The organism is Jeotgalibacillus sp. ET6, assembly GCF_029667115.1.
Taxonomy (GTDB): Bacteria; Bacillota; Bacilli; order Bacillales; family Jeotgalibacillaceae; genus Jeotgalibacillus.
This window is the reverse complement of the sequence record NZ_JARUIU010000003.1, coordinates 104,406-124,148: the sequence shown is the minus strand read 5'-3', so window position 1 is coordinate 124,148 and position 19,743 is coordinate 104,406. Positions and strand designations below refer to the sequence as shown.

Below are 19,743 nucleotides of genomic sequence, written 5' to 3'. Positions count from 1 at the left end.
AAATGTAAAGTCAATTTAACATAAAAATTTCAATTATTTAGTTGACTCTCACGTAACGGGATACTCTATCATGAAATCGAAGGGAGGATTTTGAATGGCGTTTAAAATAAAGGAAGTAGCTGATCTGGTTGGCATCAGTGTGCGCACACTGCACCATTATGATGAAATAGGACTTCTGATTCCAGATCAACTAAGTCAAACCGGTTATCGCCTGTATTCTGAGGAAAATCTGGAAACATTACAGCAAATCTTGTTTTTTCGTGAGCTGGATTTCCCTTTGAAGAAAATTAAAGAAATGATGAACCAGCCTGATTACAATCGTCAGGAAGCATTGGAGCTGCACAGAAAACTCCTGTTGGAAAAACATAAACGGCTTGATCAGCTGCTTTTTTCCATCGATAAAACCATTCTTCATATGAAAGGAGAGATTAAGATGAGTCAAAAGGAAAAGTTTGAAGGCTTTGATTTCAGCCACAATCCGTATGAAAAGGAAGCAAGAGAACGCTGGGGAGACGAGAAGGTTGATGAGGCGAAAGAAAAAACAGATAAACTCACGGCATTAGAACAACAGAATATGCAAAACGAAATGGAAGAGCTTTACCGGCAAATCGCCTCAGTCCGCCATGGTGCAGCAGATGGAGAGGAAGCCCAGAAATTAATCCATCAATGGTATCTTTGGTTAAACAAAGTTGGGAATTATTCGCTTCAAGCCTTTAAAGGACTTGGTGAAATGTACATGAACGATGAAAGATTCACGAAAAACATCGACCAATTTGGCGAGGGCCTCTCTGAATTTCTGCGTCAATCGATGGCTGTGTACGCAGACCGCAGAATAAAGAAAGGCAAGGATGATGTGTAAATAGCTGTTCATTAAAGAGCCTGAGGCCAGGTGGTCTCAGGTTTTTACCCCTTCCCTTTTCTGCAGCGAGAGGATTTCCGCTTTAGTCCTTCCCGGGCTCCTCCACTATGACGTCCCAGTCTGCCGCTATACCCTGCTGTAGATGCCGCCTTCTTCTCAGCCCACATGTTAACAGCATAATGTCCCCCAACCTCAGTTTCCAGGTTTCTAAAAAAAGAGAATATGCCGCACATAGTTTTTTCATGAATGTGGGAGGGTATTAGTAGGAGCAGGAAGATAGGGGGATTCGATGAAAGAGTTTGGCCGCAAGTATGGAGATTACTTTCTTTATGTAGGTTTTTTACTACTTAAATTATACTTATTCAGCCTTGCAACTACTACATATTTTAGTTTTTATATGCTAATTGTCAGTTTAGGCAGTGCTTTTCTGTTGTCTTTTTGGATTTTATCCATTGCTCCAAAAAAACGAAGATGGATGCTTGTCGGTTTCAGTGTGCTGATCAGTTTTTTGATTGTGTCAAACGGCTGGTATTACCGTTACTTCACAGATCTGTTATCCGTGTCGCTGGTAATTCAGCTACCGCAGATGGATGCAGTGGGCGGAGGGATGCAGGACATTATTCAATGGTACGATTTTCTGTTTTTTCTGGACGCACTCATCATCCTCGTTTTTCTGGTCATTAATCGGAAAAAGACAATTCCATCTTATAGCAGAAAGTCCAGAATTACAGCTCCTTTAGCCGCACTAGCAGCAGGACTTGTGTTGTTTTTTACACCGCTGCTTCTTACAAGGGACGGAGAGCTTATTGAACCAAATCCTATATCAAATTTAAAGAACTACTATCAGACAGGCATGATCGGGTATCATGCTGTAGACATTGTGAATGAGATGGATGAGGCCTGGTTTGAGGATGCGGAGCTTTCTGCTGAAGAAAAAGAAGAAATCCTCTCTTTCCAAGAAGAAAAACAGCAAGCACAGAAGACAGAAGAAGTGGATGAACTGCCGAATATCATTGTCGTTCAGCTGGAATCTTTTCAGTCTTCCGTCATTGGCCAGGAAATTGATGGTCAAGTGGTCACGCCAAATTTAAACGAGTTCAAAGATGAGTCGATCTATTTTTCCAACTTTTATCATCAAACACATGAAGGACGTACGTCAGATGCTGAATTCATTATCAACACCTCTTTTTATCCTTTAAAATCAGGATCAGTTTACACAAGATATCCCGGCCATTCCTTTGGCTCATTACCGGAAGAGCTGAGTAATGAGGGCTATGAAACTGCCGCTTTTCACGCGTTCAGACCGAATTTTTGGAACCGGGATCAAATGTATGAGAATTTTGGATTTGATGAGTTTTACAGTATTGACGATTTTCCGGATGAAAGGGAGATTGGGCTTACGCTGAATGATAAAGACTTCTTTTTAACAGGTGTTGAAAAAATGTCCGGCATGGAAGAACCATTCTACAGTTTTATGGTGGCATTAACGAGCCATACGCCCTATTCATTCCCTGATGATATGAAGACGCTCGATTTCGGTTTATTTGACGAAGAAATTCTCCGTAATTATTATCATAATGTTCATTACGTAGACAGTGCATTTGGTGCAATGAAAGAAAAATTGATTGAAGAAGAGTTATGGGACCGTTCAATGATTGTCGTATACGGAGATCATGACAGCGCATTGTTTAAAGAGGACAGAGAAATGGCGCAATATGAAAACGCAGAAACCGCTGTTGATTATTTTGAGCTCGGAAGAAAGGTGCCACTCTTTATTAAGCCGGCTTCGAGTGAAGAGGGAAGAATCGTAGAGAAAAGCGGCGGACAAATCGATGTAGCCCCAACCATTCTTTCTTTAGCCGGAATTCAGCCGGATTTCATGATGGGGACGTCTCTTCTATCTGAAGAAAAAGGAGTTACAGCCTTCAGGGACGGGTCATTTGTTTACGACGGCTATTACTATGAATCGAATCTTTGGAATGAAAGTGGAAATGGCACCTGCTATTCACTTGAGACTGAACAAAAGGTTGAAACTGATCGCTGTGCTGCGATGGTAAAGGAAGCAGAAAAGCAGCTGCAACTGTCAGATTTAATCATTAAAAAGAATGGATTAAAACAACTGGAATAAAACCCTGCTTATTTTTACCAGCAGGTTTTTCTTTCCGATTAAAAGGGCATCTAATATGTAGATAGAATGAAAGAGGTGAACGATTTGAGCAGTGCAACTACTCAACAGGCAAAAAACAAAGCTGAAGATGCGGGTGAAGAGGTAAAACCCTGGGTCAGAAGGCTCGGGAGATTCGGTTACATGGCCAAAGGTTCTGTTTATGGATTAATTGGTATTTTAGCGTTTATGGCAGCGATCGGAGCAGGCGGTGAAGCAACAGACACAAGCGGCGCGCTTCAATCACTGGCAGGAGTGGCATTTGGTGAAGTTCTGCTGTGGATTATCGGTATTGGTCTTATTGGATATATTATTTGGGAGTTTGTGCGTGCGATCATGGATCCTGAACATAAAGGAAAGGATCCAAAGGGGATCGTTACGAGAATCGGGTATTTTGTCAGCGGAATTATTTATGGAAGTCTTGCTTTCAGTGCCATTAGAATTGCCATGAATGCCGGCGGCGGTGGCGGAAATTCAGAGCAGACCATCTCTGCCAAACTGCTTCAGCAGCCCTTTGGCCAATGGATTATTGGACTGGTAGGAGCCATTATTATCGGCTATGCAGCCTACGAATTCTATAACGGATGGAAAGAGCGGTTTATGAGTAAGTTTATTTTAAAAGACATGAATCAGCATGAGAAAAAAATCGCCAGAAACTCAGGGAAACTCGGGTTAATCGCCAGAGGAGTTGTTCTGGCTATGGTTGGTTTTTTCTTTATCCAAACGGCGTATACTGCCGATCCGGATCAGTCAAAAGGATTGGATGGAGCACTTTCTGAGCTTGCACAGCAGCCTTATGGAATGATTCTGCTGGGAATCGTTGCAGTTGGATTAATTTTATACGGTATTTATGAAATTATCCGGGGAAGATATGCGCGAATGAACTTTGGGAAAAATGAGTCTTGATACGGTTTTGGTCTTAACGCTATAAACCCTCTTTTAAATTAAGATCAGTTCCACACGTTTTGAGGGGCAGAGAGCATACCCATGCTCATGTTTACTGCTTTCTTGCGCCGTGAAGAAGAAAAGAATTTGGTAAGCTTCTTTACTCTATTACACCATTCTAGTAAAATAAAGAGGCAGGAAAACAGTAGTGTTTCCGATGTATGTAAAAATGCAGCCACCTTGTCTTAATTGCAAAACCAAACATAATTATTTTATATAGCACAGTAGGTAAAATGAGCTGGACAATAGAGCTGGACATAAGCCGAAAAGAACCGCTAATGGTTCTTTTCGGCTTTTTTTATTTTCTAAATTTATACATATATGATGGGTGTCTGTGCAAATTAAAAGGCGTGTATAAAACATAAATAGAAATCAAGCAGAGATGCAGTTATAAAAAAAGGATAGGGATGGGGTCTTCGTGAATTATTTAATTGACCATGATACTAAATCAATTCACCGGACATCATTGACAGGAAGCCGCTGCGAATTCAATGCAAGTTCGCTGGATTACCGGGAATTCACTTACAGCTATGCGTATGTAGAGCAGCTTATAGAAGAAAGTTACTATAGCCTCTGTGATTTTTGCCAAAGGTAGCTGTACATTCCGTATTTGTTCTGATGGAGTAAAAAGAGAGCAAGTGGGAGATTATCAGGGAGTTTTCCCAGTTTCAAGACATTTCTTTTTTTCATTATTATCTGTACTATATAGATTAGCTGGGAGCTATTGTCTTTGTACGAGAGGAGACTTTATTTGAAGATAGAAGCAGAAACGTATTCAGAGATGGTAAGGTATGTGGGGAAACTTTTAAGAGACCATTTTGGAAAAGGACCGACGTCTATTTATATAACATATAAACAGCCTTTTATCACGATTCATTTGAGAGATTTTATGGCCCCGATGGAACGTGTGCTGATTGAACGAAATGAAATTAACCGTGTGGAAGAAACACGGGATTTAATCATGGAAAATATATTACCCATTATGAAGGCATCCTTAAATGAAATGATATCTGTCGAAATCGATAAGCTTTATTTTAATTGGTCTCTTGAAGACCAGGCAGGCATGATCCTTGGAGTAATGAACAGCGGAGACGAATCTTCGGTGCCATGGCCGGATGAGGTTGACAAAGAAGCTTTCCGGCAGGAAGTTAATCTGCTAACAAAAAAAGGTCAGAAGACTCCTGAAAAAACTGAATTGTACTGGTTAAGTGATCGTACAATCGTAGCCAAAAGACAAGGAATATTAGTGCGGATAGAAAAGGAATTAATTTCAAACGGTTATGCTGAAGAATTAGTTTTAACGAAACGTCCCATGGAAAAACAGCTGGTGCGTGAAGCGCGTCTCGAAGAAATCATGAAAAAGAAAATTCAGGAAATCTTTGTGGATTGGGATTTCGACGAGGACATCGGCTATATTGTTTTAGTAACCGATTAAACGCGTTTGTAAACCTTATATAAGATAAAAGAGGTTTGGATAAAACTCATAAAAGTTTATGGATTTATCTATAGTATGAGGTGAGCGGAAAGTGGCGACTCCAGCAGGATATGACGGTTGCTTGAGACTTTGCAGGACAAGGCCCAAAAAGGCTCAGCGCCGTCGCTGCGGATAGCGTCCACCTAAAGTGCAGCGAACCAGTCGAAGAGCTAGAGACCTTTTGTCCCAGGCTCTTTTTTGTTGGATAAGTCTATTTTTTTTTCGGGCCGGAGAGCATACGGATTCTGTCACGTTTAATAGACCAAATCACCTGCTGCACTAATGCATAAACCGGTTCTTTCTACTCTTTTTTAAAAAGACACAACCACTTTATTGCTATGAAATGGCGGATCTTTTAAAATAGAAGATATTGGATAACGACTGTTTATCTTAAATGATCTATACGACTTTTTACTATATAGATCATACAGAACATGAGGGGTGACAAGATGAACTCTGCCATTTGCTTATCACATGAAGAACTAACTGCTGCATTAGACCATTGCGGCTACGACTGTATTGCTGAGGATACACGTTCGTTCTTCAATCTCACCTCAAAGGTAGACACGGATTTTTTTGCGAAATCAGCTGGTTTCTCAAATGAACTTGAAAACATTTTTACCAATCTCAAAAAATCACATAGAAAGATTAGATGGATTCAGGAGAATGGTGTAAAGTTTATTCATTTTATTGAGGGGGAGAGCATGCTGATTCAGGAAGTGAAAAATGGAGAGCACAGATTTTCCTATCGCCCTCATAGTGAAAGTCTTTGTTCAGCTTTACAAGGGTGGTATGAATTTAAGGGCAGGAAACTTATAGACGATATGGAGTTTCTCACTATTGAGTTAACTACAGACAGTTTTGATGAGCTGCATCAGATGAGTCCTGATTATGTGAAAGAGGTAATGAAGGACCGCAGTGCCCCGCCTGCCTTTCGTCAATTTCTTTATGACTTTAATTTAAATAAGAAAGAGCTGGATAATTTCTCTTTTCTTTTTTCAAGTGAAGGAAAAATGAAATTGGAACAAGTTATTTTTTTTCTGCCAAGCGAAGAATGCGTGTGGTTTATTGACTATCAAAATGTAGAAAATGATCAAATTTTTATAAAACCATTCTTTATCCATGAGTTTTTATTCAGGCTGGAGGATCAGATTCGTCTATTTGCATCAAAGCAGGGGGTATAGCAAAAAAATACACACTCCCATTTTGCCGGAGGTGTACAAGGTATTACGAAACGCTTTGATTAGTAGGAAGCTGGATATGAAAAGTGGTACCGCAATTCTCATGGCTGTGTACAGTAAGGGTCCCGCCGTGATCAATGATGGTAGTAAAAACCTGGGTCAGACCAAGACCTGTGCCCTGTGATTTGCTTGTATAAAAAGGGGTGCCAAGCAGGTTTATTTTATCCTTCGGAATCCCCACGCCTGTATCGTGCATCTTCACATGTACGGTTTCATAGTGAACATAGTGTTCAATTGTAATTTTGCCGCTTCCTTCAATAGCTTCAATGGCGTTTTTAAACAGGTTAAAGAAAGCTTTTAAGAATAGATTCCTTTTTCCAAGTATAAATACACATGTATCTTTTAAATGAAGCTCCACTTTAATATCATAAAAGCGATCCTGAAAAAGAAGCAGGAGGGCGTCGAGCTCTTTACATAGGTAAATAGGAACAATTTCTTCTTCATAAAGGTCCGGCTTTGAAACATGTAAAAGATTTGTCAGGGTGTTGATTGCGATATTGAGTTCGCTTTTCATTGTCGTTAAGTAGGCATGAGGATGGGATTCCTCAAGCAGCTGAAGAAATCCTTTAACGGCTGTAAGAGGATTTTTAACTTCGTGTGCAATACCAGCTGCAATTTGTCCTACTGAAGCAAGTTTATCCTGATCCTTCATCCACCGTTCCGCTTCTTTTCTTTTCGTGATATCTCGAAAAACGCTTTGAATAGCCTTTTGATTTCCATACATCACTGGATTACAGTGAAGTTCAACGTCTATTCTCGACCCATCAAATCGGGTGATGGTTTCTTCTGTTTTTCTGGGCTTTTGCGTGCCATTCATCGTTTCTTCAATTCTGGTTTGAATTAATTTCTTCGTTTCTTCTTCAAATAACTCCAGCACACATGCTCCCTTTGCAGATTCCTTTGAGCATCTTAAAAAACGGGAACATGCTTCATTTACATAAAGCACTTTAAAATTGGTATGTATCATAATGTTTTCAACTGAATACTCCAAAATATCCCGGTACATTTCCTGTTGGCTCTTGGCAGAGTCAGTCTTGCTAAATGTTTTTTCCATTTTATATCCCCTTATTTGAAAGGTTTGAGGTCATGTTTTATTGAATTGAACAAACGCTTGCATATTTTAACTCCCTATTCTAAAGAACACTGTTCAAGGAAGTCTTGGAAGTTATATCAGGGGACGATGGCGGCTTCTCATAAGAATTTGTGAATGAGATTTAATTAAGAGTAGAAGCTAATCTTTTTCATATTTTATAACATTATTTAGCAATTATAAATATATTTATTTAATTTATTTTTACATCGAAAGAAAAAAGGATGATAGTAAGTAAAGAGTAGCAGTGCTCCTAATCATTTTTGAAAGCGCTTATCTTATGATACACTTTATTCAGAATAAAAAGAAAAAGGTGGGAGCAGCATGCAGGAACAAACAAGATCGATCGTTCAGCTTTCTTTAGATGCTTTGATGCAAGATTCAACGTTTATCTCTGATTTGGAAGGAGAAACGCGGCAAAAGGCATTTACTTCTTTAGCAGCCATTCTTTCCACACCCAACAAAATACATAAATCTTTTCTGCGGATTCCACTTGAGGATGGGCAGGTTGTCAGGATTCCCGCTTTTCGCGTTCACCATAATGATGCATTGGGACCTTATAAAGGAGGAATTCGGTTTCACGAGTCAGTGAATGAAGAAGAAGTTGTTAATTTAGCTTTTTTGATGACATTGAAAAACGCCCTTCATGGTGTTCCTTTTGGCGGAGGAAAAGGGGGAATTGTACTTAATCCGAGAGCAAGAACGACGAAGGAATTAAATCTTATTTCCAAAAAATATGTTCAGTATTTTGCGGATGTTATAGGTCCGGATAAGGATATCCCGGCGCCGGATGTAGGGTCTGGAGAACGTGAAATGGACTGGATGATGGCGGAATATAAAAGTATAAAACCGGGACTTCCATACAGAGGAAGTTTCACAGGGAAAAGTGTTTTAAATGGAGGATCGCTGGGGAGAAGAGAAGCGACTGGGAAAGGGGTTTATTTTACCTACCGCTATATGATGCACGATTATGTTAATAAGCACAGAGAAGATTTAGTTTCTATAAACAATCCTTTTGCCCAGACCGCTTTACAGGCTTCTAACCGGTCATTAAAAATTGCTGTGCAAGGATTCGGAAATGTGGGATCTGTAACAGCCCTCGAGGCCTTTCAATGTCCGATGCTGCCAAATAAAGTAGTAGCGGTAAGTGATCGCAACATCACATTGTTCAATGAAAATGGTCTGGATATCCCTTCATTAGTTGAGTTTTCAGCCAAAAATAAGGGAGAGCTGCCGTCATCAAGACACGCATTGACAGAAAGCGGTGTAAGGGCTGAATTGCTGGACCGCGATGAAGTTTTAACACTTGATGTAGATGTTCTGATGCTCGCTGCTCTAGAAGACCAGGTACACAGTGGAAACATGGAGAAAATAAAAGCTTCTATCCTTGTGGAAGGTGCAAATGCCCCTGTTACCGCAGAGGCAGATGAATTTTTAAATAAAAAAGGAACCATTATTATTCCGGATATCCTCGCCAACGCAGGAGGAGTAATCGTTTCTTATTTTGAATGGCTGCAAGGAAGGGAAACGCAATTTTACAGTGAGGATCAAATCTTCGTAAAGCTGTTTAATAAAATGCAGCACACGATGGATACGATCCTGCCTCAATATTTTGGCGATCCCCATTCACTCCGGCAAAACTGCTATATTCATTCGGTTATGAAGTTATCAACCATATTGTATAAGCAGGGAAAGCTGTACTAAAACATAAAGGCCGTCCTCTTACAAGCTCTGCTTGATAGAGAACGGCCTTCTATTTATAGGGAGGGGGAGTTGCTTTGAAAAAGTATTCACTGCTTTGACCTTGGCGGGGTCGTGTCCTTTGCTTGTAAAACGTTTTATTGTAACGGATTCGGCAGGTACTTGCGATAATAAGTATTTGTATTAATTTGGTGTTTTAGCGCCATTTCCCACGAGTCGTTAAGTCACCCAGACTAGTTGGCAAGGGGGCGCCAGCTTGTCAGTGCGTCTTAAACTTGTCGGGGCTGAACGAGCGCATTCAGCATCCTTGGCTAGTCGAGCTTCAGCGGGCAGGGTCTCGAGGTCATAAGCCACCCTGCCCAGCAGGCAAAGAGCGCCTGCCCGTGCATGTTGTCTTATGCTTGTCGCCCCTGAACGCCCGCTTCAGCATCCTTGGCTAGTCGAGCTTCAGGCGCTAGCCCCTCGAGGTTTTAAGTCACCCTGACTAGTTGGCAAAGGGCGGCCAGCTTGTCAGTGCGTCTTAAACTTGTCGGGGCTGAACGAGCGCCTTCAGCATCCTTGGCTAGTCGAGCTTCAGCGGGCAGGGTCTCGAGGTCATAAGCCACCCTGCCCAGCAGGCAAAGAGCGCCTGGCCGTGCAGGTCGTCTTATGCTTGTCGCCCCTGAACGCCCACTTCAGCATCCTTTAGTTCACTCGGGCGAATCCGAATCCTGATGCGTAGTCGTCGCCTGTTGCGGCTCCGTAGCCGCCTTTGATGTCAACTGATTTTGCGCGGTTTTGCAGGTTGGTGCGCAGCTGGGCATTTGACCAGTTCGGGTTTTGTGCCCAGATTTTTGCGGCAAGTCCTGCTACGTGAGGTGTAGCCATGGATGTTCCGCTGATTGTATTGTAGCCTCCGTTATTCCAGGTAGAGTAGATGGCTGCTCCTGGTGCAGAGATTTCAATATCGCCTTGCTGGATGACATAATCACCGTCTGTTGAAGCGTAGCCACGTGATGAGAAGTTGGCCACACGATATGTTCCGTTTTCCTGTCTGTTTTCAAGTGCAGCAACTGCAATCGCCTGTGGAAGTGCGCCTGGATAGCCGATTGTTCCTTGTGAGTAACCGGAGTTTCCGGCAGCAGCAACGACTAAAACTCCTCTGCTGTATGCGTAGCTCACGGCACTTGAGATTAGACTATCATTTCCTGCTGAGCCAAGAGACATATTGATTACGGTTTTCGTGCCGGTGCTTGATGCCTGGTCTGCAGCGTGACGGATGGCTGCTGCAATATCATCAGAGTAGCCTGATCCATTGTCCCCAAGTACTTTGTAAGCCCAAAGGTCCGAATCCGGTGCTACACCATATATGCCAGCTTTGTCACTTCCGCCGTCAGCAAGTGCTGACCCTGCGACGTGTGTTCCGTGGCCATTTGCATCATTACAGGTCCCATTCGTAATTGGAGTGGCACGTGTAAAGTCCTTGCATTGCTCTACTGTATTTGTTAAATCGTAATGATTTACGTTTACACCTGTATCCAGCACAGCGATATTGATCCCTTGTCCTCCTGTCGTGGAGGTTTGGTTCGCATTGTTATAGATGGCTTTTATTCCCCAAGGTGTTTGCTGCGAAGGGTATTCAGCTGCTTTCACCTCACTATTTGATGCTCTCACAGCTGTGTCTACTGTAACTTTCTGGACGCGTGTCAGTTTAACATTTTTGTTTTTTTGCAGTGCGTTAAATTGCTTTTCATTCATTTCAGTTGAAAAGCCATTCTCAGTTAATTCCCAGCGTGCTTTATGCTGACTCTTTACAGTGCTCTTGGCAGATTTGCTCACTGCTTCCACATAGACTCTAAATTTCTCGTTGCTGCCTGGAGCAGCTGATGCATCAGATGAATAAGCTGGAATTACTAGACTGGCAGTTAACAAGACACTCATGAAAAGCTTGTTGGTTCTTTTCAAATGTTTCACTCCTCTTTTTTTATGATATTTTTGTTCCTGAGACCATCCTATCAGAGCCTTCTCTACTTGTTTATTGGGAAAAATAAGCCGTATAAAGGCAGGGGGAAAGAGAGTGGGAGAGAAACCTATATATTTATTTGAATTTAAAAGAAATCAAAACAGGATAGAAGGAACGGGACTTTTCGGGTGTTTTTCATACCAAAAACTCAGAAAAACAAATTTTTATTACTTGGGAAATTTCAAAGAATTTATCAATATTTCAAGAAAAATTTATCGTAATATTTAGAATTTTAATAGACTTACCTTATGCTGAGCCTGCTATATTACCTTAAATTACTAATTTTCTTCATTTAAAGGAAGGGATAAGATAGACTAAACTCAAAGGCATAGACCAATAGATTAAGAAACGGAGGGTTTAACATGATTTATTACCCATTACTTTCAAAAGGAGAAACGATTGGAATAACCGCTCCTTCTTCCGGTGCTCCAGAACACCTGCACCCAGTCGTACGAGAGGCAGCTGAACGAATGAAAAAAAGAGGCTTCAAAACGGTAATCGGCCAGACAGTCTGGTCCCAGAATAAAGCAGCCTCAGCATCTCCAAAGCTGCGGGCAAAAGAATTTAATAGCATGATGAAGGAGCAGTCGATTCATCACATCGTTCCTCTATGGGGTGGAGAACTCTTGATTGAAATGCTGGAATACACAGATTTTAAGAAACTCGATAAAAAATGGATTATGGGATATTCAGACATAAGTGTACTGCTTCTCGCGATCACCTTAAAGACCGGTCTTGCTACTGCTCACGGACCCAATTTTGTGGATGTTCGGGGAGAAATGATGGATGAAACAACAGCAAAATGGTTGGATGTTCTTTCTACTATGGAAGGAAAATCAGTTGCACAATATGCTTCTTCCAGCTATCAAAAGGAATGGGATCATGCCAATCCAACTTCCTGCATCTTTCATTTGACTGAGAAAACAGAGTGGAAGACGATTTCAGGAAAAGAGGAATCTTTTTCAGGAAGGTTACTTGGCGGCTGCTTAGATGTCCTTCGCCATCTTGCAGGAACCCCATATGGAAATGTAACTGAATTTAGAGAACAATTTACATTGGGAGAGCCGGTAGTATGGTATTTTGAAAATGATCAAATGAATGCAGCAGAGCTGAGAAGAACGCTTGTACAGCTGAAGCTTGCAGGGTGGTTTACTGGATGCGCGGGACTATTGTTTGGCCGAAGTTCAGCCAGTGAGCCTGTGGATAATTACACTGTGGAAGATGTTTATTCGGTGCTTGCAGAAGAATTAGAGATCCCAATTGTATATGATATAGACTGCGGTCACCAGCCTCCTCAAATGACATTCGTTAACGGTGCATTTGCTGAAGTGACTGCTTCTAATGGACGGGGAAAGGTAGAACAGTTTTTTACATAAGGGTTGAAACTTTCCCCCCTTGAAAACGTATAAAGTATAAAGAAGTTAAGGGGGGAAGTTATGGATAAGCGGCCTGTATTGAACTTACCGAAAACACCTCTGGAAAAAGGGCTCAATGTGGCAGCAATTCTAATTTTTACAGCATTATTAGTCTACCTCTTCTTTCACGCTCCCTCATTGCCGGATCAGATTCCAACCCACTTTAATGCAGCAGGAGAGCCTGATGACTGGTCTTCACCATGGTTTATTTTGCTGCTGCCATTAATTGGAGTAATTCTATGGGTAGGTATGACCATATTAGAGCGTTATCCACATGTGTATAACTATCTTCGATTAACAGAAGATAATGTGAAATATCAATATCGAAATGCAAGAATGATGATCAATGTGTTGAAAAATCTTATTTTAGTCTTATTCAGTTATATAACCTTGCAATCTGCGCAAGTGGGTTTACAGCAATCAGATGGCCTTGGAACAGGTTTTATTTATGTATTTAATGGATTACTATTCGGTACGGTCCTTATATTTTTGGTTAGATCACTCAGGGAATGACAGAAACATTTTTTAGAGCTTGGGACAAAAGTGTCTCAAGCTCTACGACCGGTTCACTTCGCTTCAGGCGGACGATTTCCGCAGGGACGGCGCTGAGCCCTCCTCAGACTGCGCCTTGCGGGGTCTCAAGCAAGCGTCATATCCTGCAGGAGCCGCCACCCTCCGCTCCGCTCACCTACTACTAATAAATAGATCCTCATTTTTTAAACTTGTTTGAGTTCTGTCCCAGCCTCTTTTTGACCGATCAGGTGGGCAGGAATCATTGTGGATAACTGTACAAATTTTTGATTTTTTTTAGTATGAAGTGATAATACTCTTGTTGATGGGGAACAAAGTCTTTTTTATTCACAAATTTATCCACATTATACCGGCCGTTTTGACTCTCTTCAAAACCATTCATCCAAATTCCTTCTTTTTTCCCTTCCATTAATTCTTCAAAAGCATCAAGTTCAACTTGAAAAAGTCCCTTGACTTCACTGTCTTGAAGAGTAAACTCTACTTCTTGTGTTATCTCAAAAGAAAAGACTCTGCAAATTTCGGCGTCTGTTTCCAGACCATTCTTTAATTTTTCCTTTACTGTGCCAAGCGGTTGAAGTGAGGTGAAGGGAAGCTTGACACCCAGCTCTTCCTCAAGTTCTCTTGTCCCGTCCTCTACTGATTCAGATGAAGAAAGATGGCCTGCTGCTGTTATATCGAGAAGTGAAGGAAAATCCTTTTTTTCGGGGCTTCGAAGCTGAAAATAGAGGTAAATTTGATTTTCGGATTTTCTTATTAGCCAGCAATGAAATGTTTCGTGCAACGCTCCTACTGCATGTACCTGATTTCTGGGTAACACTCCGATTTTCTCTTCTTTTTCGTTAAATATGGACAATTGCTCTTCTTCCACAGGAAAACCTCCATCGTTTGTATGTAGGAAACATATCCAGTATATCAAACAGAGAATTATTCTTATTTCATCCTCTGTTTTTCAGCACTTCTATTCAAATGCATTTTCTTCGGAAAGATTCAACGAGATAAAAAAAGAAGAAAATGGGGTTTTTAATGTAAGAAGAAAGGGGAGGAGGGCAGAATGACAGAGTTGAAATTATCGCCGAATTGGTTCTGCGACATGGCAGGGGGCAGTTCTGATCCCTGTTATTTACGGATTTGAAAGAAGCTTTTTCTAAGTGCTGCTTAAAGCAATGAGCAGAAGAATAAATAAAATTCGTATCAGACGGTTATCTGTAATGGTTTTTAAAAGAAGTAAAAGAACAATGCCTGTTAGTGGATCATCATCCACCAGAAGAATAACGATAATATCAAGGAGACCGAGTGCCGAGTCAACAGGATCGGCAATATAATGATTATTCACCTTAAAACCAACCCTTCCATGCTTTTGTATTACTATATTGTCATGGGGGCAGAAGGGTGTTTCACGCTTCAGATTCTGTTTCCTTTTTTGCATACATAATAAAAAGACCTTCACTGGAATGTGTGAAGGCCTTTTTTCATATGAATTATTCAGATACTCGAATCGAATTGATTCCTGCACCCTGATCCATTGTTAACGCGTGTTCTAATCCCTCTGTTACTTTGCCAAACACGGTATGAACGCCGTTAAGATGCGGCTGTGGCTCATGTACAATAAAGAATTGGCTTCCGCCTGTATCTTTTCCAGCATGCGCCATGGAAAGAGAACCGGCTACATGAGTATGGGGATTTCCTGCTGTTTCACATTTAATCGTGTAGCCTGGTCCGCCTGTGCCGTTTTTATTTGGACATCCGCCCTGGCTTACAAAGCCTGGAATAACGCGGTGAAAGTTCAGTCCATCGTAAAATCCTTCGTTTGCCAGCTTTTCAAAATTTTCTACTGTACCGGGAGCTTCCTCCGGATAAAGTTCAAATGCAAGTTTGCTGCCGTCTGTTAATTCAATTGTACCTGTTTTAGACATGCGTATGTCACTCCTTAAAAAGGTTTTCTATCGATTTACATCTTACCACGTTTTCACAAAAGATAGAAATAAAAGAAAGCAGCCTATGGGTCCGGGGTGAGTTCAGCCAGAACCCATTTTATTCATGTTTAGCAGATTGAATAAAAAACCCGGGTCAGATGCCTGATCCGGGCTTTAGATAAGGTGATATATAATTTAGCTGCCAAGCTCCGCAAGGACATCTTCAATCGTCAGCCGGTTTGCAATATTGCCGGTAAGGTTCCAGTGGCTTGAATCAGTAATGTTGTACACCTGATCATTTTGAACTGCCGGAAGTCCTTGCCAAAGTGAGCTTTCCTGTAAACGGGTCAAGCCTGCTTCGTCTTCTGATGAAATAAGGAAAATGTGGTCTGCATCCAGATCCGCCATTGCTTCAAGCGAAATTGGGTTCCACGCTGCTTCCGTTTCACCAAGATCAGAAATAAATGCAGGAACGGAAATGCCAAGATCTCCGTATAAAACATTTGCAGCATGACGCTGTTCTTCAAAAATGTAGAATTGATCAGCCATTACCCATACCATTGCAGCTGATTCATCTCCGATCATTTCTTCAACTTGATCAGATGCTTCTGCCGCTGTATCCTCATAGTCCGCCAAAACTTCTTCAGCTTTCTCTTCGTTTTGTGTAAGAGTACCGATTACTTCAATCTGTTTGCGCCAGTCGGTTCCTTCTTCATCCCTAAAAACATAGGTTGGGGCAATTTCACTATATTCGTCAGCCGAGCCCTCTGACATTGCAGCCTGAGAGCTGAAAAGTAAAAGGTCAGGGTCTGCTTCAATCGTCATTTCAAGCGGCAGGTTCCATTCAATGGTTGGAACGTCGGCAAGATCATCCTGAAGATAATCTAAGACGCTGGTTCCAATGGCCCACTGAGCGGCAGGTGTAATATCAAGAGACAGCAGGCTGTCTTCCATATAAGGGGCGATAATCCGTTCAGCATCTGTTGGAATGGTTACTTCTCCTGTAGCATCTTCCAGGGTAACTTCCGCTGCTTGCTCTGAATCGGTATCTTCGTTATTTTCTGTGCCAGAATTATTCTCGTCAGCATTGGAGCATGCGCCAAAAATCAGTGCAAATGAGAACATGGGGGTATAAATAAGTGAACGCTTCTTTAGACTATTCATTTTTCTTCCTCCAGCATGTATGATTAGATGGTTCAATGGTAATGATAATCACTTTCATTTTCCGTGTCAAACGACATTTCAAGATACGGTGCTTCCCATCGGACTGCAATGTATGACAAAATACAAAATGAGTAAACGATTATATAAGAGTATGTACGGGTTTCGGGGGACTTTTAATGATGAAAAAAAAATCTTCAAATAAAAAAGCTGGGTTAAAAACATTTTTAATTCTTGCCGCCGGTCTTGTTCTTCTTTTTGCTGCTATGGTGGCTTCCCTTGCACTTGGATCTGTGCAGTATTCCATGCAAACCCTTCAGAATGCATTAATGACAGGTACTGAAACACAAGAGGGGCAGATTATTTGGGACATACGTATGCCCCGTATGCTTACCGCACTATTGGTTGGCTGCTTTTTAGCGATTTCAGGTGCATTTATGCAGACATTAACGCGTAATGCTCTGGCGGAACCAGGTCTTCTTGGCATTTCAAGTGGAGCAGCGTTTGTTTTAGTTATTGGTCTTGCACTGTTTCCGGGAATGTCAGCTGCTGGATCAACGGCAGCTGCAATGATCGGCGCTTCTATTACAATGGTTTTGATTTTAGCTCTGGCTAATTGGACCAAAGGCGGTTCTTCTCCGGTCAAGCTGGCTTTGGCCGGAATGGCGATAGGCATGTTTCTTACCTCTTTAACCACTGCGATCAGCCTTTATTATGATGTTGCGAAAAATATGAGCTTTTGGTATGCCGGTGCACTTTACACCGCTGCCTGGGGAGACGTTAAGCTTCTTTCTTTATTTGGTCTCGCTGCGATTCCGGTCCTTCTTTATTTACTCCGTCCCATGACAACCATCCGTTTTGGGGTGGATGTCGCTAGAAGCCTGGGGGTGCGGGTGAAACTGGTTCAGTTTTTCGCAGTTGTAACGATTCTGCTGCTGACTGGAAGCTCAGTTGCTGTTGCGGGGTCCATTTCATTTGTCGGACTTATCATTCCGCACATCAGCAGGATGCTGGTAGGAGAAGATTATTTTCATATGATTCCGGTATCGATGGTTCTTGGAGGACTGCTCTTAGTGCTGGCGGATCTTGGTTCTAAATTCATGAATCCTCCTTTTGAAACCTCTGTCGGTATTGTGACGGCGTTAATTGGAGTCCCATTCTTTCTCTATTTAATTAAACGCAGAGGGGTGGGGATAAAATGATGCGAAGAAAAAAACAGGTTCTGTTTGTAACGGGAACATTGCTTTTACTCATCGCTGCTGTTGCGGTTGTCAGTTTTCATCTTGGAAATGTCACACTTACAATGGAGGAAATCTTTCAGACCGTGATAGGAAATGGAGACAGCCGAAGTGAGCTTGTGCTATTTCAGATCAGGCTCCCATCCATCGTTCTCGCTATTTTAGTTGGAATGGCGATGGCGTTGTCGGGAACCATCTTGCAGGCAATTACACGAAACGAACTTGCTGACCCAGGTATTTTAGGGATTAATGCTGGAGCTGGTCTGGCGGTTGTCATTTACATTACCTTCTTTGGCACGATTAGTCAGGGGCTCTCTATCCTTGGCGCTTTCGTCATGCCGGCAATTGCGTTTTCAGGCGCCATGCTGACTGCGCTTATAATTATTCTTCTATCCTGGCGCAACGGCATGGAGTCTATACGGTTAATTCTGGTCGGAATTGCGATTAATGCCGGTCTTGGAGCTGCGCTGATTTACTTTCAACTGAGGCTGGATCCTCAGGATTTTATGCGTGCCACTGTCTGGCTTTCAGGAGATCTATGGGCTACGCAATGGGAATATGTATGGGCGGTGCTTCCCTGGTTTGCTATACTGCTTCCTTATCTTATTGTGAAATCGAATGTACTGAATATCTTAAATTTGCATGACGATCTTGCTAAGGGTCTCGGGCTTAAGTTGAATGTGGAACGGCTGAAAATGCTTTTCTGCGGGGTAGCGCTCGCCGGAATTGGAGTAGCAGTTGGAGGCGGCATTGCATTTCTCGGCCTGATTTCTCCTCATATAGCAAGAAGGCTTGTAGGGCCGGAACATCGTGCGCTCGTTCCGACAGCTGCGCTGATTGGTGCCTTTATCTTACTTCTGGCAGATACAATAGGGAAAAACCTCTTGTCCCAGCTTTCTCTTCCAGCAGGCATTGTCGTCTCCATCATTAGTGTTCCTTACTTTATTTATCTGCTTCTTCGCGTGAAGTAACATGCAGCGAAAGGTTTCTGTGCAGTTTAAAAAGGGAAAGTAAGGGAATAAACACTGGTTTTCTAAGGAGGATCTATATGGTTGAAGAAACGATGCGTGGCTTTTTCACATTTCTTGCCCACAGTAAGCCCCTGATTAAAATTGCAAGAAAAAGCGGGCTGACGCTTGGAGGTTCACATTTTGTCGGAGGTCAGGAAGTAGAGGGAATGGTGGACCAGGTAAAAGAGTTTAATCAAAAGGGTCTGGGTGTGACCGTGGATTGCCTTGGAGAACGGATTGAAGGAACAGAGGATGCAAAAGAGACGGTTAACCTCTGCTACAAGGCGATTCATGCCCTGCATGAAAACAAGTTAAAAGGGCAAATATCCCTTAAGCTGTTTTCCGTTGGCTTGGAATTAAGTGAAGAAATTGCGATTCATAATATGCGAAATATCTTAGAAGAAGCAAAAAAATACAATGTCTTTGTCACCATCAACATGGAAGAATATAAAAACTGTGAAAAAATCATCAGGGTGTTCACAAAGCTTCGAAATGAGTATGACAATGTGGGGATTGCGCTTCAGGCCAATCTGTATCGGACAGAAACAGATGTCGAAAAGCTCGATGCCCTGTCACCGGTTATCCGGTTTGTCAAAGGAGCTTATAAAGAATCGGCAGACGTGGATATGGATGATAAGTCCAATGTGGATTGGAATTATCAAAACCTTGTAAAAACGAATTTGTTAAAAGGAAATTATACACAAATAGCGACTCATGATAATGACATGATCGATTTTGTTAAGAAAACAGTGAAAGAACACAATATTCCGTTGGATCAATTTGAATTTCAAATGCTGCAGGGGATGCGCGACGAAAAACAAAAAGAGCTGGCTGAAGAAGGCTACAACGTGGTGGTGTATGTACCATTTGGGCCTGACTGGTATACCTACTTTATGAAGCGGCTCGCCGAAAGGCCGGCAAATGTCGGGTTCACAGTGATGTCTGTATTCAGAAGGTAAAACGCTTTTCTCTTAGGAATCATTTATAGCGAGCTTAACC

General features: G+C 41.9%; 17 protein-coding genes. 11 read left to right on the top strand and 6 right to left on the bottom strand.

All coding sequences use genetic code 11. From position 1 onward, the window contains the following. The first annotated feature begins 94 nt into the window (after positions 1 to 94). From P6709_RS09320 to P6709_RS09300, 5 genes are all read left to right on the top strand, one after another. Positions 95 to 859, top strand: coding sequence for a MerR family transcriptional regulator (locus P6709_RS09320; RefSeq protein ID WP_278240648.1), 765 nt, complete (start codon positions 95 to 97; stop codon positions 857 to 859). Positions 860 to 1,148: 289 nt separating this feature from the next. Further along, a complete protein-coding gene (locus P6709_RS09315; protein ID WP_278240647.1) occupies positions 1,149 to 2,987 on the top strand; it encodes an LTA synthase family protein in 1,839 nt (612 codons plus the stop codon). A gap of 84 nt (positions 2,988 to 3,071) precedes the next feature. Next, positions 3,072 to 3,929 (top strand): DUF1206 domain-containing protein, encoded by an 858-nt coding sequence (locus tag P6709_RS09310; RefSeq protein ID WP_278240646.1) that lies wholly within the window; start codon positions 3,072 to 3,074, stop codon positions 3,927 to 3,929. Between the two features lie 790 nt (positions 3,930 to 4,719). Continuing rightward, on the top strand, positions 4,720 to 5,403 hold the full coding sequence (locus P6709_RS09305; protein ID WP_278240645.1) for a Na-translocating system protein MpsC family protein: 684 nt from the start codon (positions 4,720 to 4,722) through the stop codon (positions 5,401 to 5,403). Positions 5,404 to 5,891: 488 nt separating this feature from the next. Next, positions 5,892 to 6,626, top strand: a complete 735-nt coding sequence (locus tag P6709_RS09300; protein WP_278240644.1) for a hypothetical protein — start codon at positions 5,892 to 5,894, stop codon at positions 6,624 to 6,626. A gap of 43 nt (positions 6,627 to 6,669) precedes the next feature. Here P6709_RS09300 and P6709_RS09295 read toward each other — a convergent pair whose 3' ends face one another. Then, positions 6,670 to 7,737 carry a two-component system sensor histidine kinase NtrB gene (locus tag P6709_RS09295; protein WP_278240643.1) on the bottom strand — a complete coding sequence of 356 codons (1,068 nt, stop codon included), beginning with the start codon at positions 7,735 to 7,737 and terminating at the stop codon, positions 6,670 to 6,672. 360 nt (positions 7,738 to 8,097) lie between these two features. Here P6709_RS09295 and P6709_RS09290 point away from each other — a divergent pair, with 360 nt between their 5' ends. Beyond that, positions 8,098 to 9,477: a Glu/Leu/Phe/Val family dehydrogenase gene (locus tag P6709_RS09290; protein ID WP_278240642.1), complete on the top strand. Its 1,380-nt coding sequence runs from the start codon at positions 8,098 to 8,100 to the stop codon at positions 9,475 to 9,477. 681 nt (positions 9,478 to 10,158) lie between these two features. Here the strand turns inward: P6709_RS09290 and P6709_RS09285 are convergent. Next, complete coding sequence (locus P6709_RS09285; protein ID WP_278240641.1) at positions 10,159 to 11,418, bottom strand: S8 family peptidase; 1,260 nt, start codon at positions 11,416 to 11,418, stop codon at positions 10,159 to 10,161. A gap of 420 nt (positions 11,419 to 11,838) precedes the next feature. On the opposite strand from P6709_RS09285, the gene P6709_RS09280 reads away from it, so the two are divergent. Further along, positions 11,839 to 12,852, top strand: coding sequence for a S66 family peptidase (locus P6709_RS09280; protein WP_278240640.1), 1,014 nt, complete (start codon positions 11,839 to 11,841; stop codon positions 12,850 to 12,852). A 60-nt stretch (positions 12,853 to 12,912) separates the two neighbouring features. Next, a complete protein-coding gene (locus P6709_RS09275; RefSeq protein WP_278240639.1) occupies positions 12,913 to 13,404 on the top strand; it encodes a DUF1648 domain-containing protein in 492 nt (163 codons plus the stop codon). Between the two features lie 259 nt (positions 13,405 to 13,663). On the opposite strand, the gene P6709_RS09270 is transcribed toward P6709_RS09275, so the two are convergent. The 4 genes from P6709_RS09270 to P6709_RS09255 form a co-directional block, all read right to left on the bottom strand. Further along, positions 13,664 to 14,290 (bottom strand): NUDIX hydrolase, encoded by a 627-nt coding sequence (locus P6709_RS09270; protein ID WP_278240638.1) that lies wholly within the window; start codon positions 14,288 to 14,290, stop codon positions 13,664 to 13,666. A gap of 276 nt (positions 14,291 to 14,566) precedes the next feature. Continuing rightward, the gene (locus P6709_RS09265; RefSeq protein WP_278240637.1) at positions 14,567 to 14,755 is read right to left on the bottom strand and encodes a hypothetical protein; all 189 of its coding nucleotides are present in this window, start codon (positions 14,753 to 14,755) and stop codon (positions 14,567 to 14,569) included. Positions 14,756 to 14,900: 145 nt separating this feature from the next. After that, on the bottom strand, positions 14,901 to 15,335 hold the full coding sequence (locus P6709_RS09260; RefSeq protein ID WP_278240636.1) for a peptidylprolyl isomerase: 435 nt from the start codon (positions 15,333 to 15,335) through the stop codon (positions 14,901 to 14,903). A 195-nt stretch (positions 15,336 to 15,530) separates the two neighbouring features. After that, the gene (locus P6709_RS09255) at positions 15,531 to 16,499 is read right to left on the bottom strand and encodes an ABC transporter substrate-binding protein (RefSeq protein WP_278240635.1); all 969 of its coding nucleotides are present in this window, start codon (positions 16,497 to 16,499) and stop codon (positions 15,531 to 15,533) included. A gap of 176 nt (positions 16,500 to 16,675) precedes the next feature. Between P6709_RS09255 and P6709_RS09250 the strand changes: the two genes are divergently transcribed. The 3 genes from P6709_RS09250 (at position 16,676) to P6709_RS09240 (ending at position 19,703) form a co-directional block, all read left to right on the top strand. Beyond that, complete coding sequence (locus P6709_RS09250) at positions 16,676 to 17,698, top strand: FecCD family ABC transporter permease (protein ID WP_278240634.1); 1,023 nt, start codon at positions 16,676 to 16,678, stop codon at positions 17,696 to 17,698. After that, on the top strand, positions 17,695 to 18,705 hold the full coding sequence (locus P6709_RS09245; RefSeq protein ID WP_278240633.1) for a FecCD family ABC transporter permease: 1,011 nt from the start codon (positions 17,695 to 17,697) through the stop codon (positions 18,703 to 18,705). The genes P6709_RS09250 and P6709_RS09245 overlap by 4 nt, the downstream gene beginning before the upstream one ends. Positions 18,706 to 18,782: 77 nt before the next feature. Further along, positions 18,783 to 19,703 carry a proline dehydrogenase family protein gene (locus P6709_RS09240; protein WP_278240632.1) on the top strand — a complete coding sequence of 307 codons (921 nt, stop codon included), beginning with the start codon at positions 18,783 to 18,785 and terminating at the stop codon, positions 19,701 to 19,703. Positions 19,704 to 19,743 lie beyond the last annotated feature (40 nt).

Excerpts from the sequence above, each read along its gene's own strand:
- P6709_RS09300 (WP_278240644.1), top strand. The coding sequence starts at position 5,892 with ATGAACTCTGCCATTTGCTTATCACATGAAGAACTAACTGCTGCATTA.
- P6709_RS09290 (WP_278240642.1), top strand. The coding sequence starts at position 8,098 with ATGCAGGAACAAACAAGATCGATCGTTCAGCTTTCTTTAGATGCTTTG.
- P6709_RS09275 (WP_278240639.1), top strand. The coding sequence starts at position 12,913 with ATGGATAAGCGGCCTGTATTGAACTTACCGAAAACACCTCTGGAAAAA.
- P6709_RS09260 (WP_278240636.1), bottom strand. The coding sequence starts at position 15,335 with ATGTCTAAAACAGGTACAATTGAATTAACAGACGGCAGCAAACTTGCA.
- P6709_RS09245 (WP_278240633.1), top strand. The coding sequence starts at position 17,695 with ATGATGCGAAGAAAAAAACAGGTTCTGTTTGTAACGGGAACATTGCTT.
- P6709_RS09295 (WP_278240643.1), bottom strand. The coding sequence starts at position 7,737 with ATGGAAAAAACATTTAGCAAGACTGACTCTGCCAAGAGCCAACAGGAA.
- P6709_RS09315 (WP_278240647.1), top strand. The coding sequence starts at position 1,149 with ATGAAAGAGTTTGGCCGCAAGTATGGAGATTACTTTCTTTATGTAGGT.
- P6709_RS09240 (WP_278240632.1), top strand. The coding sequence starts at position 18,783 with ATGGTTGAAGAAACGATGCGTGGCTTTTTCACATTTCTTGCCCACAGT.
- P6709_RS09250 (WP_278240634.1), top strand. The coding sequence starts at position 16,676 with ATGATGAAAAAAAAATCTTCAAATAAAAAAGCTGGGTTAAAAACATTT.
- P6709_RS09320 (WP_278240648.1), top strand. The coding sequence starts at position 95 with ATGGCGTTTAAAATAAAGGAAGTAGCTGATCTGGTTGGCATCAGTGTG.
- P6709_RS09280 (WP_278240640.1), top strand. The coding sequence starts at position 11,839 with ATGATTTATTACCCATTACTTTCAAAAGGAGAAACGATTGGAATAACC.
- P6709_RS09255 (WP_278240635.1), bottom strand. The coding sequence starts at position 16,499 with ATGAATAGTCTAAAGAAGCGTTCACTTATTTATACCCCCATGTTCTCA.